Origin of the sequence: Anaplasma centrale str. Israel (genome assembly GCF_000024505.1) — a bacterium.
GTDB lineage: Bacteria > Pseudomonadota > Alphaproteobacteria > Rickettsiales > Anaplasmataceae > Anaplasma > Anaplasma centrale.
Genome location: NC_013532.1, coordinates 339,042 through 359,474 on the forward strand (window position 1 = coordinate 339,042; position 20,433 = coordinate 359,474).

At 50.8% G+C, this 20,433-nt stretch carries 15 protein-coding genes, 1 other RNA gene and 1 pseudogene; 5 read left to right on the forward strand and 12 right to left on the reverse strand.

Translation table 11 applies throughout. From position 1 onward, the window contains the following. Positions 1-98 precede the first annotated feature (98 nt). Both ACIS_RS01530 and rsfS read right to left on the reverse strand, forming a co-directional pair. Positions 99-989 carry a nucleotidyl cyclase domain-containing protein gene (locus tag ACIS_RS01530; protein ID WP_012880484.1) on the reverse strand — a complete coding sequence of 297 codons (891 nt, stop codon included), beginning with the start codon at positions 987-989 and terminating at the stop codon, positions 99-101. Between the two features lie 239 nt (positions 990-1,228). Next, complete coding sequence (gene rsfS / locus ACIS_RS01535; protein ID WP_012880485.1) at positions 1,229-1,582, reverse strand: ribosome silencing factor; 354 nt, start codon at positions 1,580-1,582, stop codon at positions 1,229-1,231. Positions 1,583-1,766: 184 nt separating this feature from the next. On the opposite strand from rsfS, the gene ACIS_RS01540 reads away from it, so the two are divergent. Together ACIS_RS01540 and ACIS_RS01545 are read left to right on the forward strand one after the other, a co-directional pair. Next, complete coding sequence (locus ACIS_RS01540) at positions 1,767-3,047, forward strand: M48 family metalloprotease (RefSeq protein ID WP_012880486.1); 1,281 nt, start codon at positions 1,767-1,769, stop codon at positions 3,045-3,047. Between the two features lie 77 nt (positions 3,048-3,124). Next, positions 3,125-3,742 (forward strand): hypothetical protein, encoded by a 618-nt coding sequence (locus ACIS_RS01545; RefSeq protein ID WP_012880487.1) that lies wholly within the window; start codon positions 3,125-3,127, stop codon positions 3,740-3,742. A gap of 55 nt (positions 3,743-3,797) precedes the next feature. Here the strand turns inward: ACIS_RS01545 and folK are convergent, their stop codons facing one another. From folK to ACIS_RS01575, 7 genes are all read right to left on the reverse strand, one after another. Next, positions 3,798-4,334, reverse strand: coding sequence for a 2-amino-4-hydroxy-6-hydroxymethyldihydropteridine diphosphokinase (gene folK, locus ACIS_RS01550; protein ID WP_223822869.1), 537 nt, complete (start codon positions 4,332-4,334; stop codon positions 3,798-3,800). Positions 4,335-4,874: 540 nt separating this feature from the next. Next, a complete protein-coding gene (locus ACIS_RS01555) occupies positions 4,875-7,877 on the reverse strand; it encodes a phosphoribosylformylglycinamidine synthase subunit PurL (protein WP_012880489.1) in 3,003 nt (1,000 codons plus the stop codon). A gap of 207 nt (positions 7,878-8,084) precedes the next feature. Further along, positions 8,085-8,416: RNase P RNA component class A (rnpB, locus tag ACIS_RS05170), an RNA gene on the reverse strand. Between the two features lie 236 nt (positions 8,417-8,652). After that, on the reverse strand, positions 8,653-9,627 hold the full coding sequence (gene bioB, locus ACIS_RS01560) for a biotin synthase BioB (RefSeq protein ID WP_010265738.1): 975 nt from the start codon (positions 9,625-9,627) through the stop codon (positions 8,653-8,655). After that, positions 9,614-9,838, reverse strand: coding sequence for a hypothetical protein (locus ACIS_RS01565; RefSeq protein WP_010268249.1), 225 nt, complete (start codon positions 9,836-9,838; stop codon positions 9,614-9,616). Before ACIS_RS01565 ends, bioB begins: the two co-directional genes overlap by 14 nt. A 161-nt stretch (positions 9,839-9,999) precedes the next feature. After that, a complete protein-coding gene (locus tag ACIS_RS01570; RefSeq protein WP_012880490.1) occupies positions 10,000-10,455 on the reverse strand; it encodes a PAS domain-containing protein in 456 nt (151 codons plus the stop codon). Positions 10,456-10,648: 193 nt separating this feature from the next. Next, positions 10,649-11,257 carry a murein hydrolase activator EnvC family protein gene (locus ACIS_RS01575; protein WP_238523310.1) on the reverse strand — a complete coding sequence of 203 codons (609 nt, stop codon included), beginning with the start codon at positions 11,255-11,257 and terminating at the stop codon, positions 10,649-10,651. 129 nt (positions 11,258-11,386) lie between these two features. Between ACIS_RS01575 and glpX the strand changes: the two genes are divergently transcribed. Beyond that, on the forward strand, positions 11,387-12,385 hold the full coding sequence (gene glpX, locus ACIS_RS01580; protein WP_012880492.1) for a class II fructose-bisphosphatase: 999 nt from the start codon (positions 11,387-11,389) through the stop codon (positions 12,383-12,385). Between the two features lie 250 nt (positions 12,386-12,635). Here glpX and mnmG read toward each other — a convergent pair whose 3' ends face one another. Then, positions 12,636-14,549, reverse strand: coding sequence for a tRNA uridine-5-carboxymethylaminomethyl(34) synthesis enzyme MnmG (mnmG, locus tag ACIS_RS01590; protein ID WP_012880493.1), 1,914 nt, complete (start codon positions 14,547-14,549; stop codon positions 12,636-12,638). Between the two features lie 80 nt (positions 14,550-14,629). Here mnmG and ACIS_RS01595 point away from each other — a divergent pair, with 80 nt between their 5' ends. Together ACIS_RS01595 and ACIS_RS01605 are read left to right on the forward strand one after the other, a co-directional pair. Then, a complete protein-coding gene (locus ACIS_RS01595; protein ID WP_012880494.1) occupies positions 14,630-15,412 on the forward strand; it encodes a phosphoribosylformylglycinamidine synthase subunit PurQ in 783 nt (260 codons plus the stop codon). A gap of 414 nt (positions 15,413-15,826) precedes the next feature. Then, positions 15,827-17,641: a hypothetical protein gene (locus ACIS_RS01605; RefSeq protein WP_012880496.1), complete on the forward strand. Its 1,815-nt coding sequence runs from the start codon at positions 15,827-15,829 to the stop codon at positions 17,639-17,641. A gap of 148 nt (positions 17,642-17,789) precedes the next feature. On the opposite strand, the gene purN is transcribed toward ACIS_RS01605, so the two are convergent. Then, positions 17,790-18,434: a phosphoribosylglycinamide formyltransferase gene (purN, locus tag ACIS_RS01610; RefSeq protein ID WP_012880497.1), complete on the reverse strand. Its 645-nt coding sequence runs from the start codon at positions 18,432-18,434 to the stop codon at positions 17,790-17,792. 14 nt (positions 18,435-18,448) lie between these two features. Then, a pseudogene (locus tag ACIS_RS01615) lies at positions 18,449-19,946 on the reverse strand (leucyl aminopeptidase). Between the last annotated feature and the right edge of the window lie 487 nt (positions 19,947-20,433).

Sequence of the window (20,433 nt, forward strand, 5' to 3'; positions counted from 1 at the left end):
CTGCGAATACAAACCCACCACGTGCGTGGCGCTCCCTGCCGCGCTTTGTGCGCCACCTCAGAAATCCTGACCCGTGCCCAGGCGACCTCGGTAGCACGTCACATGACCAGCTTAACCGACTGTGTTTCTTGATGCGCTGCAAGCAATGTACGCTTCAAACCAGCTATCATCTTTTCTAGATCAGAGCCTTGCATTTGGGTGTATGCCGCAGATGCCGTAGCCGGAGGCGAGCAGTGGGGTGACAACTTGTCACAGACGCTCCTGTGGACCCTCGAAGCTGCAGAATAAGCGTTAGCGCTATCGCATCCTAAGAGCATGAAGACAAATTTACGCTCCCCAAAATATCCCGCTATGTCGGTATACCTGATGTTCTCGCTGATAGTGTCGGAAAGCGTTCTGTCTAGCACATCTATAAGGTTACTGTTGCTACTATGAGTGGTCGGATCCACGGCTATCATGCAGATGACCGCATTCACTCCACCACTGTTTACAAAGTCGAGAACCACACCTATCTCAGTCGCTGTTGATGCCTCATCCATTATGCCGAACGACTCGTGCATAGTATAGCGAGCATTTTCTTGCAGCTTGCTCGCCCTGAACGCATCGAGCTTCTGCGACAGACTCGTGTCGCGTATCAAGATCTCGTAATTCAGCACCCCCCGGCTAGACGTTGTCCGAAAAATCTTCGGCCGCACAGAGACCGGCTGCAGCTTGCTGTTCAGCAACGTGAACCCACGAATTTTCGATACAACCTCAGAGAGGTCTGTGCCATCGTCTGTGAACTCCAGGTAGCTGCTGACTATGTCCTTCGTTCTGGGATCCAATATGGAGTATAATGAAGCGCCGACTACGGACTGTGTGTCATCAAAACCCAGAAGTGCCAGTGCGCGCTCATTCATGCCGGAAATGGACACGCTTTGCGTGTCATTATCCTGCCTCACTGCAATAACCAGATCGTCAGCTCTCCGAGCTATGACAGAGTCTTCCATATTCCATCCAGCCGCGATTTAAGATCAACAGACGCCCCGCCACCGGGGCGACTATAGAATATCTTCAGAGTGTTACCAATACGTTAATTATTGCAGCTACCCGGCAACAGGCAAAACCACTTGTAGATGTCACGCGATGGGAAGCTAAGCCGTATATTGTGCGTAAGACTCAGGACTGGGTTGTAGCACCCACAGCCCGCCCGCTACGGGTGCTATTAGCGCAGGTGTACAGCCAAGCGTCACTCGACCTCCACGTGTTGGGCTGCCTCCTGGCCATCGCGGCTCCAAAGCTCTTCCAAGCGGTAATACGACCGTACTTCTGGTCTGAATATGTGCACGATAACGCCCTGCATGCTGATCACCACCCAATTGCCGTCACGCAACCCCTCTACGCGCGCCCTTCCTGGTGCCGGTGCTTTCTTCTTTACGTATTCAACTAGCGCTTTAACATGTGTGGAGGAATTACCAGACGCTATGATCATGTGTTCAGTCAATTGACACCTACCCGCAACATCGAGGACGACTATGTCGCTAGCGCTATGTTCGTCAAGAACAGCAACTATAGAGTCTTTCAGCTTGGCATACCCTGACATCGAGAGCCCTCCAAACAATTCAATCGTGCATTATACCATATTGTAGATTCACCCACACAAAAGCGACGCGAATTTATTACCACAAGCTTGTGGCTATGCACCACTCTTGTGGTTAGTGGACAAATGATCAATGGAGTATTTAAGTGCTTTTTACTATCATGGTGCTGCCAAGTGAGGAGGCTATATGAGGGCACTTTTCATTTTCATACTGTGCTCTGCGCTCATGCAATCCCCAGATGCGTTATGTGCTCGCGTGTTTAGGGATAGCGAAGTGGAAAACGTTGTAAAAAAAATCAGTACCCCTTTGTTTACTGCTGCAAATGTTGATGCCAGTGGCGTGAGGGTTTTTGTAGTTGACGACTACTCTATAAACGCGTACGTCTCCTCAGGCGGGGATCTTTTCATACACAAAGGGCTGATACTTTTCTCGAGAGACCCCAGCGTGATTGTGGGAGTGATTGCGCACGAGATTGGCCACATGTCCCAGAATCATATCGTGAAAAGAGGCGGCGAAATACGCAGTGGCACGGTAGCTAATGGCATAGGATACATTTTAGGTATGGTAGCCTCTTTGGCTGTAGACCCTAGAGTGGGAGAAGCCATAATTTTGGGTAGTAGCACAATTCGCCAAAGGGAGTTTTTGGCCTATAGCAGAGTACAAGAAGAAGTTGCTGATCAACGTGCCCTGGAGTATCTTGATGCGGCTGGCTACACCAGTGACGGCTTGATAAAGGTTTTGAATCATTTTAGCCAGAAGGAATCTCATCTAGTAGAGGCGGAGAGGGATCAGTACCTATCAACCCACCCAGTTAGTGAGCACCGCTTGGCGAAGGTTAGCAGCTATTCGAGGAATAACGCGGTCAGGGGTTTTTCTGATGACGATATAGCCAGCTTTGGGCGCATTGTGGAGAAAACAGAGGCTTTTTTAATGCCTGTTCAATTGCTAGAACGTGGCGTGTTGTCTCCGTATATGAAATCTATACTAGACTATAGAAAGGCTAACATGGATGATGCACTCAGGGTGCTAGGGCTTTTAATAGAAGGCGCACCGTCCGATCCGTACTTGTATGAAATGCGCGCCCATATTTTCTACAAGCTTGGTCGGATAGAGGAGTCTGTGTCAGACTATAAAACCGCGCTTGGTCTGCTTCCTGAAAACTCTATGATAAAACTAGAATTGGCCCAGGCGCTGATGTTGAAAGACCCTCATGAGACGCTACAGTATTTAGAGCAGGTGTCTTATCAAGAAAAAGAAAACCCATTGGTCTGGAAGAACCTTGCAATAGTTTACGGTAGAACTGGCAATGTTGGCATGTCCTATTTTGCCATGGCTAACAGATTTTTCGTCGAAGGTGACAACAAGAAATTTGCAAAATATGCTGCGCTGTCCAAAATGTACCTGAAAAACGGCAGCGTGCAGCTGCGAGTTATTGAGGATATGGAAGAGATTCGCAAAGCGCGGTAGTGTGACGCCTTTCCCATGGTTGAGTAGCGAGTGAATAATTCTTTGTTTACTACAATGGGTTAAGTTGTGTGCCGTACATGCTATGCGTTAGGGCTGTTGTGTTAGGAATACGGCAAGTGCCCGGGTTTTGCGCGATGATTGTGTGTGTGGCGCTGTCTTCGTGCATAATTACGGAGGAGCGTTCGCGCGGGGCTGCGAAGATTGTATATGAGCCGCCCGTTGGTGTTGAGGGTAGGGCGTGTGTAGCACGATGCGCCCATACCAGGAATGACTGCTACAGGAAATGTCAAGACAAGTCCCAAGAGTGTGAGGCGCGGGAATCTAGGAACAGTGCTTCTCGGTACATCGGCAGCATTATGGACATGCTCGACGGCTTTATTAAGAGGCAGGAGGAGCGTGACAGAGTAAGTTCGTGTGAAGCGCGGAAGAGCGCGTGCATTTCCAATTGCAGTTCAGACGCTTTTTGCGCCTTCAGGTGCGAATCTCAATATAGATGCACAGGTAGCTCCTTCAAGATAGGTATTGGAAAGCCTACCTTTAGGGATAGAAGAGATTCCTGCAGCACGCGACGCTGCGACGCCCTGTGTAAAAACGACTATGACGTGTGCTACGTGGATGAGTGTGGTGGCAGAATATACGAGGCACAACAGGAGCCGAAACCGCGGCCAGATAGTAGCAGCCAGGCTAGCGGCTGAGTCCCCCTGGGGCTGTAGTAGGGCCTCGTTACAGAACGCCCCACACGATCCGAGGCTACGTGCGGGTGCAGCTCAGCGGGCTGTACTTTCTTACCACATCTACTTCCTGCATTGACGATAGAATAGTTTCTAGCGTGGTTTTGAGCACAGTATGGGGGAACCTAGCGCAGACATCGCATGCTGGTACGAGGACGAAATCTCTTTTGTGCATCTCTTTGTGCGGTATAGTGAGGGTGTCACTCTGCATCGACAGGCCATCGTACAGTAGTATGTCCACATCTATAGGTCTTGGACCCCATGTCCCAGTGTTGCTTCTTCCCAAAGTATACTCCACGCGCTTTATGCACCCCAGCAGCTCATCTGGAGACAGATTTACGTAGCCACACATTACCATGTTGAGGTACGGCATGTCCCACCAAGTAGGTGCCCCATCCGGTAGCAAAGCTCTGGTTTCGTATATGTACGAACAATGCCCGTTGTAGATGGGGAGCAACCTGACAGCAGCCTCTAAATTGTTCTTTCTCGAGCCAACGTTGCTACCCAGTGCCAGCACCACCACGTCTACATTTCCGTTGTTTGTTGGAACATGCAAGGCATTGTTGCATTGCCGCGAAATTTTAGCGAGTGATTTTTGAGCTTGCCATCTAACGCATTGGCCCCATATGTCCACCTGTGGGGCGTGAGGCTTTAATCTTCCAGGGCAACCTATACTGCTAAAATGCGGAGCCGTAGGTTGGCGGGTATAGGTTGGTGGGTACAAGTTTTATGCGTATTGTGCCAAGGTTGGAAGCACCCGCGGTTCTATAGCCGTACAGTAGGTCTGGGTAGACGTTTAACTATGTGCATCAAGTGTGCGTATTAGTACGGTTTATGTATCGCAAACGGTGTGCACAATCTCACCAATGCGCAGCAATGCTAGACTGTAAATACGCGACGTGTCGCATCCGTGCCGCATTGCGCATCATGAGTGTGTGGTTCAAAGTTGTGGCTACATAACAGCCGTGCACGTGGTTCAAACGTGTGAGGTTGACGGTGCTGCTCGGCCTAAGGCCGCCAGCCTTGTGTAAATCTTGCGTATGATGGCCGGCGGAATGCTTCTCAACTGTATGGGGCTATGATTTCGCCGGTTCCACTATAAGTTTTCCGCACAGTGGTCGGCATAATGGCTATTGCTGAACGCTTTGTAGCTGGCTTCGAGGTCATGCAGACACACTTCCGCAACGTTTGTAATGTTTAGCATATAATCTTTCGTGGTTCTGCCTATGCGCGCATGCGGGACTTCTGAGAAGATTGACTCAAACTCTGCGCTGCGGTCTTCATGCACAGTTACGATTATCCTGCTTTGTGATTCTGAGAACATAATAGACTTTTCCCACATTGCATCTTTCGGTATTCCGCTGGTAGGCACTGCAGACAGGTCTATTTCAGCGCCGAGCCTGCCCCCTATGAGGGCCTTGGCCAAACCAACTGCCAGTCCACCAAGGCCTGGCGCGATTGCGGAGGCTATTATGCCGCGGATTGTGGCATGGTGGAACTTACGATACATCAACTTGGCAGTTTGTGCATCTACTGAGGGAACGCTACCACTATTTAGTCCGCTATAGGCCTGATATTCTGACATGCCAAGCTCGTTATAGGTGGTACCCAGGATGTAGATTGGGTCCATTCCCTTGACGTGGGGCGAGATGGCATTTTCTACATTTTCAATAATGCCAAGCGTGGAAATCAGCAGAGAGGGCGGAGCGGAAATACGCACCGGTTGGCCAGCGCTGTTATACCCGTGAAAATCGTTGAACATGCTATCCTTCCCAGATATAAAAGGCGTACCAAACGCAGTAGCATAGTCGTAACAAGCCTTGGCTGCCTGCTTCAGTTGCCAGAGTCTGCCAGGTTCGGTTGCGCTGCACCAGCAGAAGTTATCGATGAGTGCAAGGTGGTCTATATTGCCCCCCACTGCAACGTAATTGCGTATTGCGGTATCAATGGCGCAAGCTGCCATCCTGTAAGGATCAACCTCTCCGTATCTACATCCAAACCCCTGAGACGTGACTACTCCTCTTTTGGATGAGGGTACAGGGCGAAGGACTACTGCATCTCCACATATTCTGCCCGCGCCCTGTAGCGGTTTTATGACGGAAGACCCCTGTACTTCATGATCGTACTGCGAGATTATATACTCTTTGCTGCAGATATTTTTGCGCCCAATAATGTTGCGCAAATCCTCCGCTACTGAGGTGTTTGTTCTTAGCTCTGACTGTTGTTGGGTGTAAAATTGTTTTTCAGTAGTAAGGGTTAATCTAGGAACGCCGTTGTGCAGAAAGCTTGTGTCTATGTCCATGATGACCTTACCATTGTACGTGACAACTGCCCGTCCAGTGCTGTTGAATTCTCCAATGATGCTGATTTCTACGTCATGCATTTGCATAATTTCCGCAAGTTTTTGATACTTGCTGGGAGGGACAGCAAGCGTCATCCTCTCCTGAGATTCAGACACCCATATTTCCCATGGTAGCATGCTTTGCGTTTTGAGGGGGACCTTGTCCAGCGCAACATTAAATCCTCTCACGCCCATTTCACCGACGGAAGAAGAAAGGCCGCCTGCCCCGTTGTCTGTTATTGCGTTATACAGCCCCAAATCTCTTGCCTGCTTGATTATTGCATCAGACAGTTTTTTCTGTGTGATAGGGCTCCCTACCTGCACCACAGTAGCGCCTATTCCCTCTCTTAGCGCATGTGAAGAAAACGTGGCACCGTGGATTCCATCTCTTCCCACTCTACCGCCAACTACCACTATGTAATCTCCATCCTGCACGGTCTTGACATGTGCTGGCAGCCCACAGACTGTGCGTGGTATAATCCCGATGCTGCCGACAAAAACTAGCGGCTTGCCGCAGAATCTGTTATCGAAGTATGATGTCCCAATGGTGGTTGGGATGCCCGAACAATTTCCTCCCGAGTTTACTCCCCGTATTACCCCATCCGCAATTTTCCGCGGTGGCAGTATCTCCTCCAAGCACTCCCGGTCTCTGTACAGCTTTTGTTCCAGGTTGTCTGCAAAACAAAAGTGGTACGAATTCATAATCGGTTTTGCGCCCATGCCGAACCCGATTATGTCCCTGTTCACGCCCAGAACACCAGTTTCTGCTCCTCCAAATGGGTCAAGAGCGGAGGGGCTATTGTGCGTTTCCACCTTGGCTACTATGAGAAAATCGTCATCAAATGTTATGGCTCCGGCATTATCGGAGAAGACCGATATGCACATCGGTGAGTTTATGTCGGAAGTTGCGCGCTTTATGCAGTGTCTGTACAACCCCTCTTTGATCTCATCTATCTGGGCGGAAAATATATTGTGCTTGCAGTGCTCTGACCACGTCTGCGCCAGGGTTTCTAGCTCTATGTCGTTTGGTGGGCGGTTTTCGCCATCAAAGTATGTGCGAATGGCGTGCATGGCCTCCAAGGACAAATTGAGCGGCCCGCGTCCGTCAATCCCGTGCTTGCTAATTTTTTCAAGCTCCTCATCGCTAACATGCAAGTCTACCGCACGTACGTCCTCCTCTACCCCCTCGCCCACAACATCAGGGGCCATGATGAATGGTATCGGGTGCGGGGTTATAATAGGGTTTGCTATTGAGCGGTTAATGGCGCACACATTTTTATTGCCTAGGAATTCTACTTCAAAAACACCTTCTGCTTTCGTGTGTACCAGCTTACAGTACTGCACCAGTGGATTGTAGTTGCGTGCAGTGCGGTCTGGCTCTTCTTTGAAGAAAAAATTCTCCGACGTTCGGACCAGGACGTCTTCAATGCATAAAAAATCACGAATTATCTGAGCCGCCGAGTTTCCCACGTTGTCGGTCATCCCGGGAAGGTATCCTATCTCCACTGACCAGGTTGCTCCTAGAATTTCAAATAAGTCATAAGGTTTGCCAGATTCTATATTTCTGTACCCGTGTGCTCCAGGTGCGTACATATCGTGTTCGTATATAAAAGCGTAGCACTTGCTAGTTGTGTTGTTTGATAGTAGGCCTCTGACGCGTAAAACGTCTTCCGTGCCTATTTTGTTTGGGGTGCGGACAACATATGCGAGTTTTCTGCTGGGGTCAAAGATGTCATCAACCGCAATTCTGAATATCATACGGCGGCCACCGTGTTTGAGGAACAGCCCCACATTATTGCAGATCATTAAATTTTTACATAGTCAAAAAGTCTGCTGCAGTTGTGGGTGGCGCACGCAAAAACACGCACCAGCCGAGCGGGAACTGCGGAGCCGATGTGCTACAGCGCAGGATACTCTGTGAAGATGCAACCCATGAGCGTCTGTTACGTGCCGATGGATTACATGCGGACCAGGTGGAGATAAGCCGGATTCTGTTTATGTAGCCATTCATCTGGGGCAAGCATCGCTACTTACCTCAAGCGACTTACCCGGGTAACATGAGAGAAGACACAATACCCTTCTTAGCCTTGCTCCTGGTGGTGGTTGCCTGGCTGCTACGTGTCACCACGAGCACGGTGCGCTCTTACCGCACCTTTTCACCCTTACCTCGTAGAGGCGGTAATTTTCTGTGGCCCTAACCTAGGGTTACCCCCGGCAGGAGTTACCTGCCACCATCTTCCCTTGGAGTCCGGACTTTCCTCTGTACAACGCGGCACAGCGGCTACTTCTCCACCTGGGGCCCAATTCTATACAATACCGCGGAGCCGCGCAAGCCTATGGTTTGTGATACCCAGCCACGCAAGCTCCGGTTTTATTGTATTCTGTAACCACAGACGTGGCGGACCTCACTACACTAAGCATCTGCATGAGTGACGTTCGCTTGTGGCGCTGCCACCGCGGCCAACGGACTGCATGACAAGCCCGTGGAAACACGCCAAGCCGGGGTATATCTAGATGGAGGAGGGAGAGGTATTCACGCAAGCTGCGCATCGGAAGTGGTGCAAGCCGCACGGGAAGGCGTGATTCCTAACTGCGAAAACAGCCGCTGGTCGTCTTCTGGTCTGGCATTTGGCGTGGTTAGAAGCTTCTCGCCACAAAATATGGAGTTCGCTCCTGCCAACATGCACAGCGCCTGCATCTCTTCCGACATTTCCCCCCTTCCTGCTGCGAGGCGCACGTAGGACGCGGGCATCATGATGCGCGCAACCGCGATGGTGCGGACGAAATCAATATTGTCAATCTTCGGGTTGCCTTCCATAGGGGTGCCCTCGATCGGAACGAGACGATTGATTGGTACAGAGAGTGGATGTTGCTCCAAATTTGCTAGAGTCACCAACATACTTGCCCTATCCTCGGTGCTTTCACCCATACCCAGTATTCCTCCACAGCAGACTTTGATGCCCGCTTGCTGGACATTGCGCACGGTCTCCAGCCTCTCCTCGTACGTACGTGTGGTGACCACGTTGTGATAGAATTCGCGGGAAGTGTCCACGTTGTGGTTATAAAAATCTAGGCCCGACTCCTTTAGTTTTTGTGCTTGATCGAGCTTTAACATGCCCAGGGACGCGCAGCTCTCCAACCCTTCGCTTTTTATTGCTTCTACGAATTGGCAGATCTTTTCTAAATCTCTGTCATGCAAATTTCGCCACGCTGCCGCGAAGCAAAATCTGTCAGCCCCAATTTCTTTTGCCCTCTTCGCAGCTGTTTTGACTTCTTCAACAGTGGATAGGGATTTCTTTTCAAGGCCTGTGTTGTAGTGTGCACTCTGGGCGCAATAGCGGCAGTTTTCCGGACAGCTCCCGGTTTTGATGTTCATGAGCGCCGCGACTTGGACCTCATTATTTCGGAAATTCTGCACATGTACTGAGTGGGCCTTGAGTATGAGGTCGCTAAACGGCATACGGAAAAGCTCCAATGCCTCCTCAAGCGTCCAATTATTTCTTATCACGCTTTGAACACTCCTTATCGTGTTTGCTACTATAGCGCCTGAAGGACTCACTCATAGCCTCAAACTCATCGCGGCTTACAAAGCCCATGTCTCTTATACAAGACTCAGCCTTGCGCCTAGCAGCCATCTTTCCCTCCGCCAATGCCCCCGAAACCAGGCCGAGCACGGAGACGCCCAACCTGACACAGTCACGCAGAAGCAGGGAGAACATACGAAAAAACGGCGAAACCACGACATTGCGGATTCTATAAGTACTGCAGCGCGATGTCAATCACCCCCAGGTTCTTTTATGCCAAGACTGCACTTGACAACCCAGCCTGGCTTCTGATACGTGCGGGAAGCTATGTATTGACTGTACCCTATGGGTGAAACCTAGTATATTCTGCCCCCCACGACCCCGATTATGTGATCCACAGTGTTATTGCGTCCTAGGGGAAGTAGGCACTGCCTTATTTTTATGTCGCTTCCATCAGCGGTCGTCTTCTCTGATTCTTCTATCAACGGGCGCTGGTTGTCTACCACTGATTCTAGGTAATCAAATAACCCTTCGACTATTTGCGGGAAGAAAATAACTATATTTTCCGATTCTGAATAGTACCTAAGATCAGACTTATACAGCCTTACAGACTCCTCACCCGCGTACACGCATTCGTATTTTCTGCCATCATCCGTAACTTTGACTTGAAGCATGAAACAATATGGCCAAATCTCCATGATGTCTGCCGGATCTATTTCCTCTCTTGCTGGAAAACCTCTGCCGTTGCGCAACTGGTCCCAGTATGAGCACAGTATGTTTATTGCCCGTCTCTCCGACACATATTCTGACATCCGGTACTCGCTATCCTTGCAACAACTCTCGGACTCTACATCAGAGATATTTATTTTTCCTTACTTGCCCAAAATAATGTTTGTAGCGGCTACTGCCCGTCCAGCGCGGCACTTTGGCGCTGATAATCATAGTTGAACTCCGACCAACCTACGCATTGCTGTTAATTAATCTGGCAACCGCGGGCCCGAGCAACTACTTACTTTTGCACTTTTTTATGTATTGCACGGGATTTACAGGTTTGCCATTACGCCTCATCGCAAAGCAGAAGAAATATCCGCTATCCGCACTCTGGCTGGATTTCGTAATCGTCGCTATAACCTGCCCCTTCTTCACCTTGTCGCCGATTTTGACGTGTACCTCGTGCAGATACGAGTACAGGGATATGGTGTATTTGTTGTGTTCCAGTATGACCAAACTTCCATACCACCGGAGACCCTTCCCCACATACATGACCTTGCCACTCCCTGCAGCCTTGACTTTTGCAATACCATCTGCAAATATGGCGACCCCGTCATTACAGTAGGGGGCCTTCCCGCTGTCAGAACTGGGTGTGTGAACCACCTTCCCCCCATCCAGTGGCATGCCGAATTCGCACTCCTTGGAGGGCGATGGCTTGGATGTTTGTTTAAGCTTCGTGCTAGAAGGGGGAGCGCCACGAGTAGATATGTCCCTGACCAGCACCTTGCGCTTCGATGCAGCCGTCGTTGCGGCGCCTCTCTCGCTGTAGTCTCGCGTTAGGCGGTAGTCGACACTTTCATCGCGCTCCCGATTCCCGTAAAACTCCTCACCCCTGAGGGACACAGGAGCCGGATCCTGAGTGAAACAGCCATACAGAAGGAAGCTGGCCGCTATTAATGCTACTACACGCACATTTGCAAGTTGATCGTCTCACCATTCGCTGTATCATAATGGACTCCTAGGTACTTGTTAATGATTATTTGCAGAGGTGAGGTGTGCGTGTTGGGTGATGGCCTGTGTGTGGAATTTCTTAATGTGACGGAGTGTGCCGCGATTGAGGCGCATGGATTTGTAGGTAGAGGAGACGAAAAGGGTGCTGACGCGGCAGCGGTTGATTCTATGCGTTCCACGCTCAACAAAATGTGTATAGACGGGACAATAGTCATTGGGGAGGGTGAGAGGGATAACGCTCCCATGCTATACTCCGGAGAAAAAGTCGGCACTGGGGGCCCAGCATTGGATATAGCAGTTGATCCCCTAGAAGGAACTACCACATGTGCTCTGTACAAAGAAGGGGCCATGTCTGTTATCGCGGTAGCGCGGTCCGGATGCCTATTGAAGGCACCGGATGTCTACATGGACAAGATAGCCGTCGGTCCCGGACTGCCTGATGGGGTAGTATCTCTGAGTGGCGATCTGAGGACAAATTTGCACAACCTATCGAGCGCTAAAGGGTGCGCGGTATCTGATTTGACTGTTGTTATGCTCAAAAGGGATAGGCACGCCATTTTGGTGGAAAGTCTTAGGGAGTTGGGTACCCGCATCAGATTGATAGATGACGGCGACATATCGGCTGTGATGTCCCTCATCCGAGGGGAGAATGACATGTACATTGGCATAGGGGGTGCACCTGAGGGCGTACTTTCTGCTGTCCCACTTGCGGCTGTGGGTGGGCAGATTGAGGGGAAATTGGTTCTCAATACAGATGCGCTGCGTGAAAGGGCAAAAAGCGTTGGTATAGAAGACATGGAGAGATTGTACAGGACCGAGGACATGGTGCGGGGAGAGGCGTTTTTCATAGCTACTGGGGTGACCGATAGCCTGGTAATGAAGGGGATTTCACGTGGCAAGAATGGGCGCATAACCACAGATTCTATGATCTTTGCCACTTGGGGTACCATTACACAGGTGCAGAGGACGTTTTGCAATGCATCCGGGCCCGCACTGGGCGTTGGCACACTGCACGGGTGATGGCTACATCAGCACTGGGGCTCCAGCACAAGTTGTGCGAAAAGCCCTGGATATAGGGGTGATCTCAAAAAGCTACGTGGACGTTTGCTGTGGATGCTGGTCACGCGTGGAGTTGCGCGCATGGGTGGGTGACTCCGTGATTCACTCAAATAGGCTGCTACAGTCTGTGCGCTGCAACCGCCATATCTCAAACCCACACAGCAGCGTCTATGACCAGTAAAAGAATAGGGATGTGGCAGGCGGCAGCTTGCTAGCTATTTTGGTGAGATGCTCTACCGCGGCACCGCAGGTGTATTATGATATTGGCAATCGCTGCTGGGGTTATGCCAGGAATCCTCCTAGCAGCTCCTATGGAAAACGGCTGCGCACGTTGCAGCTTTTCCTGCGCCTCCTTGGATAGGCCGTGGACCTCGGAATATCTTATGTCTGCCGGGATGGACGCATTTTCCTCTTCTAGAAACGACTGTATGTCTGCTGCTTGGCGTTGAAGATATGGTGCGTACTTCCCCTCGATGCCCACTGCGGCTAGCGCGGCCCTGCTGAAGGAATTCAAGCTTGGCCACAGTTGCATGAGGATATCCATGGTTATACTAGGGTGACCCAACAACTCAAATGCAGTTTTCTTCTCTCCGTTCTGGGATATGAATATGCCGCACTTGGACAACGTGTGTGGGGTTATACTGGTTCGATGTAGCTCCTCAACCAACCTATCCACCTCTTGCTTTTTGTTGTACAGAACACCAAACCTCCTTTCCGAGACAAGGCCGGCATTGTATCCCATTTCGGTGAGTCGCATGTCGGCATTGTCGGAACGTAGCAGCAGCCTATACTCCGCTCTAGAAGTGAACAACCGATAAGGCTCACTGGTGCCCAGCGTGACCAAGTCATCAATCATGACTCCAATATATGCTTCACTCCTCTTCAAAACGAACGGGGCATGGCTCTGAGAAAGCGACAGTGCCGCATTGGCTCCCGCCACAATTCCCTGGCCAGCCGCCTCCTCGTATCCAGTCGTGCCGTTGATTTGTCCTGCGAAGTACAGCCCCTTGATCTTCTTGGTTTCTAATGTGTGATGCAGCTCTCGCGGATCCACGAAGTTGTACTCGACCGTGTACCCGTGGCGCAACATCCTAACATTTTCCAGGCCCCTTATGCTGCGTAGCATTTCCAACTGCACGTCTATTGGACAGGAAGTCGAAACGCCGTTTGGATATACCGAGTTGGAATCTAACCCTTCTGGCTCCAAAAACACCTGGTGGCTTTTGTGTTCTGGGAATCTTCTAACCTTCTCCTCTATGGAGGGGCAGTACCTAGGCGCCGCGACGTCCACTAATGATGCACAGGAGGCAGCGAGGTGCAAATTGTTCCTGACGATCTCGTGCGTTTTTGTATTCGTGTGGGTAATGTAACATGAGACCTGCGGCAAAACGATGGCATCAGATAGAAAAGAAAACGGGGTTGGGACTAAGTCACCCTTCTGTTCCGCTGTGGCTGACCAATCTATGCTGCTTCTGTCAATTCTTGGTGGTGTACCGGTCTTCAACCTACCCAACATGAAGCCGTGTGCGCATAAAGCCTTTGCCAGCCTTGTGGAAGGTTTATCTCCCATCCTGCCGGCCGGTATACCCTTATCTCTCCCCACATGTATCATTCCCCCGAGGAAAGTCCCCGTAGCCAGAACAAGCCTCCTTGTGTGCAGAACTTTCCCACAGGACAGCGTGACTGACGCAACACACGGGCTTCCCGCTTCGTTGTCGGTTGAAAAATCTATCACTGAGGCTTCCAGAACTTCTAGGTTCTTGTAACCCAGAACGATATCCTGCATAGCCGTCCTGTAGGCATCCCGGTCCGCCTGAGCTCGCGGCCCCCAGACTGCTGGGCCCTTGCTCTGGTTGAGTATGGTAGAGTGTATGCTTGCTTTGTCGATAGCTTGCCCCATCAACCCGTCAAGCGCATCTACCTCCCGCACCACGACACCCTTGGCTACACCCCCGATTGCGGGGTTGCAGGACATTTCGCCTATTGAACCAATTTTATGGGTAATTAGCAGGGTCTTCGCACCAACGCGCGCCGCGGCTGCCGCGGCCTCACACCCCGCATGCCCCCCACCAACCACTACGACGTCGTAGCTTAGCACAACAACCAACCAGATGATATCGAACACTAGATGGTAAAAAGTAATATAAGACGTGTCAAATCGTGCTAAACTCCCGGTGCCTTAGGTTGCGAGCGTCAATATAGCGCATGAATTTAGTAGTCTTATCCGGATATGGGCTGAATTGTGAGGAGGAAACCCTCTTCGCGTTTATGGAAGCAGGGCGGTTTTTAAACGCCAGTGTTTCTGGGAGAATAATGCACATCAATGAGCTGTTGTTGAATCCCAAGTGTCTCAGAGAGTTCAACACTATGGTGGTCCCCGGCGGATTTTCTTACGGTGATGACACGGGTGCCGGCAACGCATTTGCCCTGCGTATGCTGCACGGGCTCGGAGAGGAAATGCAGGCATTTGTGGAACAAGATAAGCTGTTGTTGGGGATATGCAACGGGTGCCAGATTTTGCTCAGGGTATTTTTCCCTGACATAGCCCTAGTGCGTAATGATGTCGGTAGGTATCAGTGCAGGTGGGTAAAGGTCAAATCGTGTTGCAGTTCGATATGGCTAAAGGGTATAGACGAGATGTATATTCCTGTTGCGCACGGTGAGGGCAGGTTTTACGCTCCAGACAATGCACTACTTGGGCTTGCGGAGCGGGGCAGCGTCGCGATGAAGTACACAAGGCCTGATGGTGAGCTCGCCGACGGACAGTTTCCACATAATCCCAATGGATCCGCATACGATATTGCCGCACTATCAGGAAATAATGGCCGGGCCCTTCTGATGATGCCGCACCCCGAAAGGGCGGTATTTTTCACTCAACGGTATGACTGGACGGATATCAAAGATGCAAACGTGCGTGCGGGCAAGCCCGTGCCCACCTATGCCGATGGTTTTGAAGTTTTTTGCAACGCTGTTAGGTATTTTTCCTAACTGCACAGTATGCAGCTTATACTTTCCGTGCATCACCAAGCTATGTAATAAGTTGTTATGCAGTGTAGTTGTACACTAGGAATGGGGGAGTAGGCCTGCATGTAGGATATCCCACTTTGTGGATGCTGGGGGTAGTATACGCCTCAAAATGCAGGGTTACCAAAGCTGCGCACGCTTCCCACACAGGCCTCGGCTTGTGGCTCTAGCGCGGAGAAAGCACAGATGCATGTGAATTTCCACCACAAATGACGCAAAAATAGCCCGACTACACATGAAGAACTGCACCAACCATACACCAGCATCTCCGCAAGGAGGGGGGGGGGGGAAAGATTAAGTCCCAACACACAAATAGGAAAAACACGCGCACATCGTGTTGCAGCAGCAAACACTGCACATGCAGTATCTGGGGTGCTCATGAATATGGGTATGCTGCTTATGGTATGTAGTGCCATAGCAGCACTGTGTGTTGCAGGGGCTGTTGGTAGCCCATGGATGGTTGCAGCTGTTGCATTGGCTGGTGTGGTGGCTGCAGCATGTTCAGTGGTAACAGGATTTTCTATAAGAGATTTAGTTAGATCTTGTAAGCAAGTTAAACAAGTAAAGGAAGAAGGATTAGTTACTGTTCAATCATTACAACCTGTTCTTACTCCTGTAACTCCCAATGTGTCAGAGGTTGGTAAAAGGGTAAGTTATGGTATAACAGCTGCAGGTACTGCAGCTGCTGCTGGTGCAGGTGGTTATTTTGCAACGCAAGCTGTAGGTAATGGTGTGTTGGCCGGAGCCTCAGCTTATGCAAGTACAGTTGCTGCCGCCATAAAGGCTGCTGTTGCCAGTGCGGTTGGGACTGGTACTGCAGTGGGAAAGGCAGTTGGGACTGGTACTGGTGCAGGTATTGGTGGAAAGGTTGCTGGTAAGGCAGCTGGTTTGGCCGCAAAGGCCGCTCTGGCCGAGGCTGTGGATATAACTGCAGCTGGTAGTGGGACTGGTGTAGGGGTTGCTGTTGTCATAGAGGGGGCTAAGGCTGCTACTGCCAGTGCTACTTTCGGGGGAACTGGTGTATATGCTAGTGCTGCCACAGCTGGTGAGGCGGCCGCTAAGGCTTTTGGTGCTGCTACAGGTGCCACTCTTACTATGAGTGAGGTACTCAGTGGTAATGCAGGAACCGCTGTTGCCAGTGCTGGTAATGCTGTGGGTTGGGCTGCAGGTGATGGTGTAGGTGGTGCAGGGGGGGTTGCTGAGGCTGCTGTAGGTGGTATATGGGGTGTCAAGGTTGCTGAAGTTGAGGTTGCTGGTTTGGCTGCAGAGGCTGCTAGGGCTGGTGGTACGGGAGCTGTTGCTGTTGAGGGAACTATTGCTACTGGTATCGGTGGCACTGGCATCACCGCTAACGTACAAGTAGCAGCTGCTAAGGCTAGTGGTGCTAAAGCTGCCGCAGCTGTCGTCACTATAACCGGTGGTGCAGCAGCACTAGCATTCATTCCTTATGCACTGATGGCATTTTCTATCCTGATCTCAGTATGTACAATCATTCAAACCATTGCTGATCTGTATTCTGCTAAGGTTCCTGATCTTTTAAATCATGATGAGATAGAAGACTATAAGCATGAGAAAAAAGCAGGGATGAGAATGCTAAAATGGCTTACTCCTCCTCTTGCTGCTAGTCCAAAGTATAGATTGCTCATGGCTCTGGCTTGTATTGCCATAACTATCTGTGTTGCACTCTTGCTGCCACTGTCTGCAGGGACCATTGCTGCCATTGCTCCTCCGCTAGTCTCTTGTTTATTCTATGGGTATGCTGCTTATGCGTGTAAACGTAGGGGACGGAAGAAGTCAGTAATCCCTGATACCTCTCCTTGTATAGAGACTACTGCAGAACCTCTGGAGCAAAGTCCCCCTTCAACCCCTGAGCAGGAGGTATGTGCCGATCCTACAGTTACTGCATTGGTTCATAATACACAAGACTGGGAACCTGTTGCTAAAACTGTGGATGCAGGACAAGAGTGGGTGCCCACACAACAAGGTCCAGTTGGTGTGAAAGAGGCTGGTGTTGATGGTACTTCCCAAGCACCATCTGACAAGACTGCTGACATAATGAAATCCCTTGAGCAAGATGCAGGTTTCCTCCGTGCTGCTGGGGACCTGTTCCAGGCTATGACTCAGGGCGCTGATGATACTCAAGATTGGGAGCCTGTTGCCAAGACTGTCGCGCAACCGTCAAGAGCAAGATAAGGGGGGTGCCTACTTCTGCACCATAGCAGCACTGTGTGCAGCAATAATATTGCGCAGTGCTGCATGTTATACAGTGGCATGGCCATACATTGCAGCTACAGCGGCGGGCCTCTTGTATGCTATATGGCCTGGAGGATGGTGATTGGAACTATGGAATGCTGGTGGGGAAGAGAAATAGCCTACTGCCGTCATTTGCCTTGACTACGTCATCACTGTCCAGGCTTATTTTGCCCAATGATATAAGCCGCACTGCTTCTGGATAGCACGTATGCTCCGCGGCTAGTATTCTGTCTGCAAGGCTCTCCACACTGTCGTCGCCCATGACTGGAACCGCTGCCTGCATTATTATTGGTCCGGCATCCAACTCTGGATAAACATAATGCACGGTGCACCCCGCGATTTTCACGCCAGCTTTCAAGGCCTGCTCTTGTGCACGCATGCCTCTGAAAGACGGCAGCAGGGACGGATGTATGTTTATCATTTTACGGTGCCATTTTTGAACAAAATCCCCACTCAGTATACTCATGAAACCTGCCAAGCATACCAAGTCTACTCTTTGCTCCTTCAAAATCTGGTCAATGCGCTCAACATCTAGTGGTTTTCTTTCAACAACAAACGAGGGCAGTCCGTAACTGCTTGCGGCGGAAAGCCCACCAGCTTTAGGGTTGTTTGATATCACACATGCCACGACTGCGGGAAACCCGTCATCCAGGCACGCCCGAGCTATTGCCGCCATGTTAGACCCTCTGCCGGAGATCAATATACCAAGTCTAAGACGACCCCCATCCGCCATGACGGCTTACCATCTCACTTTTCGTGGTATTTGGACACAAACCTGTTGAGCAACATCACGCCGAATCCAGTTGCCCCCCTTGGCGGACACAGCAGACCCCTCATCATCCCAGGCAACACCTGCAATATCCAAATGTGCCCAAGGTGCACCGTTGACAAAGCGCTGCAGAAATTGGGCAGCGGTTATGCTATCTGCACCGCGCCCCTTGGTGGAGATGTTCTGCATATCCGCTACCGGGGAATCTATCATTTTGTCATAGGCATCTCCCATGGGCATACGCCAAAGCTTTTCGTTAACTTCTTCTCCGGCCTTTGCAAGCTGCTCTGCCAGAGCATCATCATTGGAAAAGAGGCCAGCGTACTGATTTTCTCCTAGCGCGACCACCATAGCTCCAGTTAAAGTTGCCAGGTCAACGATCAACTTCGGCGAGAACATCTTCTGCGTGTACCACAAGGCATCTGCCAAAACCAATCTCCCCTCAGCGTCCGTATTTAAGACCTCTATGGTCTGCCCCGACATAGAAGTGACAATGTCACCAGGGCGCTGTGCGTTTCCGCCGACTGCATTCTCAACCAATCCTACCACGCCTACCGCGTTAACCTTCGCCTTTCTCGCGGCTAGGGTTCTCATCAACCCGACAACAACCGCGGAGCCTCCCATGTCATATTTCATGCTCCACATGCCCTTCGCAGGCTTTAGCGAGACACCTCCCGTGTCAAAAGTGACACCCTTGCCCACGAACGCAAGCGGAGCCGCCTTGCCCTCTGGGGCTCCCATCCATTTCATGACGACCAGCCTTGACTCCTTAGTGCTGCCTTGCCCAACTCCAAGCAGGGCCATCATGCCCTCCGCCTCCATGCGCTTCTCGTCAAATACCTCAACCTTTACGCCCAGGGGAGTGAGCTCTTTCTGGATCCTTGCTGCATATTCCTCTGGATACAGGATATTTGCAGGTTCTGACACAAGCGAGCGCACGAAAAACACCGATTCTCCCTCCGCTCTGAGCGCATCGAAAGACTTCTTTGCAACGCCCGCATCCCCAGGGACTAACATGCTGATCTCCTGAACCGTGGAGACATGATCTGGCTTTTTGCTGTTGAAGTATCGGTCAAACTTAAAACTGCGCAAGAGCGCCCCGTAGGCCACTCTGAGCTCTGAGCCACCAGGCGCTACTACCACGGCACTCTTCGCCTTGATCTTTTCAAGGCCGGAATACACTGCTCCACCCAGCTCCATAGCCTTGCTCTCCGTTATGGGCTCAGACTCCTTGCCCAAGCCCACTATCAGTACTATCCCGCCATCGTTGGTTAGAACTACAGGCATGGTGTCAGCGAACTTCCCAGAAAACATAGCCATGTCTTTGATTCTGAGCGCCGCTCTTCTCTCTTCAGGGCGCAGCACCCCGCCATCTTCGAGTACGTTACTGCCCTCAAACACTCCTACAACGAGCACCGCAGTTTTGAGCAGGGTAGAAACGCCAGAGGCAAGACTGAGAAACGAAACACTAACCATACGAGCTCCACCAACCAGACAGGCACGAGTGCGGATTCTAGCACCATTTGTGAGGTATTTCAAGAAGCTATAGCAGACGCCCGCCCAAATTCCGCAGCGTTATGGTATATTTAACATAAGCTCTGGTATCCGAGGCTGTTGGGCAAAGTTTAACATATATGCCGCATTAAGCCGAGCGGTGTGGTACAAGAGCCACACAGAATTTTTTCAAATGGCGTAGTCAACGGTTGTAAGCGTTAAACCCTAGCCAGCAATACCGCGCGTCCACAACTGGTGGCAGCCGCTTTTTGCTGCCAATCAGCGAGTGAGGTAGCGGAATCTGCATTTGCTGTACGTGGATGTGCACCAGCCGGAGAAACTTGCTGCAATATCCAGTGGGATGTATGATTCCGGCAAGCGATCTATGTGTACTACTCGGTGCGGGGGTGCAAACATTGCTGACGAGTCACTCTGACGGAATAGATTTGCTATTGTACGTTGTTTTTCT

Excerpts from the sequence above, each read along its gene's own strand:
- ACIS_RS01530 (WP_012880484.1), bottom strand. The coding sequence starts at position 989 with ATGGAAGACTCTGTCATAGCTCGGAGAGCTGACGATCTGGTTATTGCA.
- rsfS (WP_012880485.1), bottom strand. The coding sequence starts at position 1,582 with ATGTCAGGGTATGCCAAGCTGAAAGACTCTATAGTTGCTGTTCTTGAC.
- ACIS_RS01540 (WP_012880486.1), top strand. The coding sequence starts at position 1,767 with ATGAGGGCACTTTTCATTTTCATACTGTGCTCTGCGCTCATGCAATCC.
- ACIS_RS01545 (WP_012880487.1), top strand. The coding sequence starts at position 3,125 with ATGCTATGCGTTAGGGCTGTTGTGTTAGGAATACGGCAAGTGCCCGGG.
- ACIS_RS01555 (WP_012880489.1), bottom strand. The coding sequence starts at position 7,877 with ATGATATTCAGAATTGCGGTTGATGACATCTTTGACCCCAGCAGAAAA.
- ACIS_RS01565 (WP_010268249.1), bottom strand. The coding sequence starts at position 9,838 with ATGTTCTCCCTGCTTCTGCGTGACTGTGTCAGGTTGGGCGTCTCCGTG.
- ACIS_RS01570 (WP_012880490.1), bottom strand. The coding sequence starts at position 10,455 with ATGTCAGAATATGTGTCGGAGAGACGGGCAATAAACATACTGTGCTCA.
- glpX (WP_012880492.1), top strand. The coding sequence starts at position 11,387 with ATGATTATTTGCAGAGGTGAGGTGTGCGTGTTGGGTGATGGCCTGTGT.
- ACIS_RS01595 (WP_012880494.1), top strand. The coding sequence starts at position 14,630 with ATGAATTTAGTAGTCTTATCCGGATATGGGCTGAATTGTGAGGAGGAA.
- ACIS_RS01605 (WP_012880496.1), top strand. The coding sequence starts at position 15,827 with ATGAATATGGGTATGCTGCTTATGGTATGTAGTGCCATAGCAGCACTG.
- purN (WP_012880497.1), bottom strand. The coding sequence starts at position 18,434 with ATGGCGGATGGGGGTCGTCTTAGACTTGGTATATTGATCTCCGGCAGA.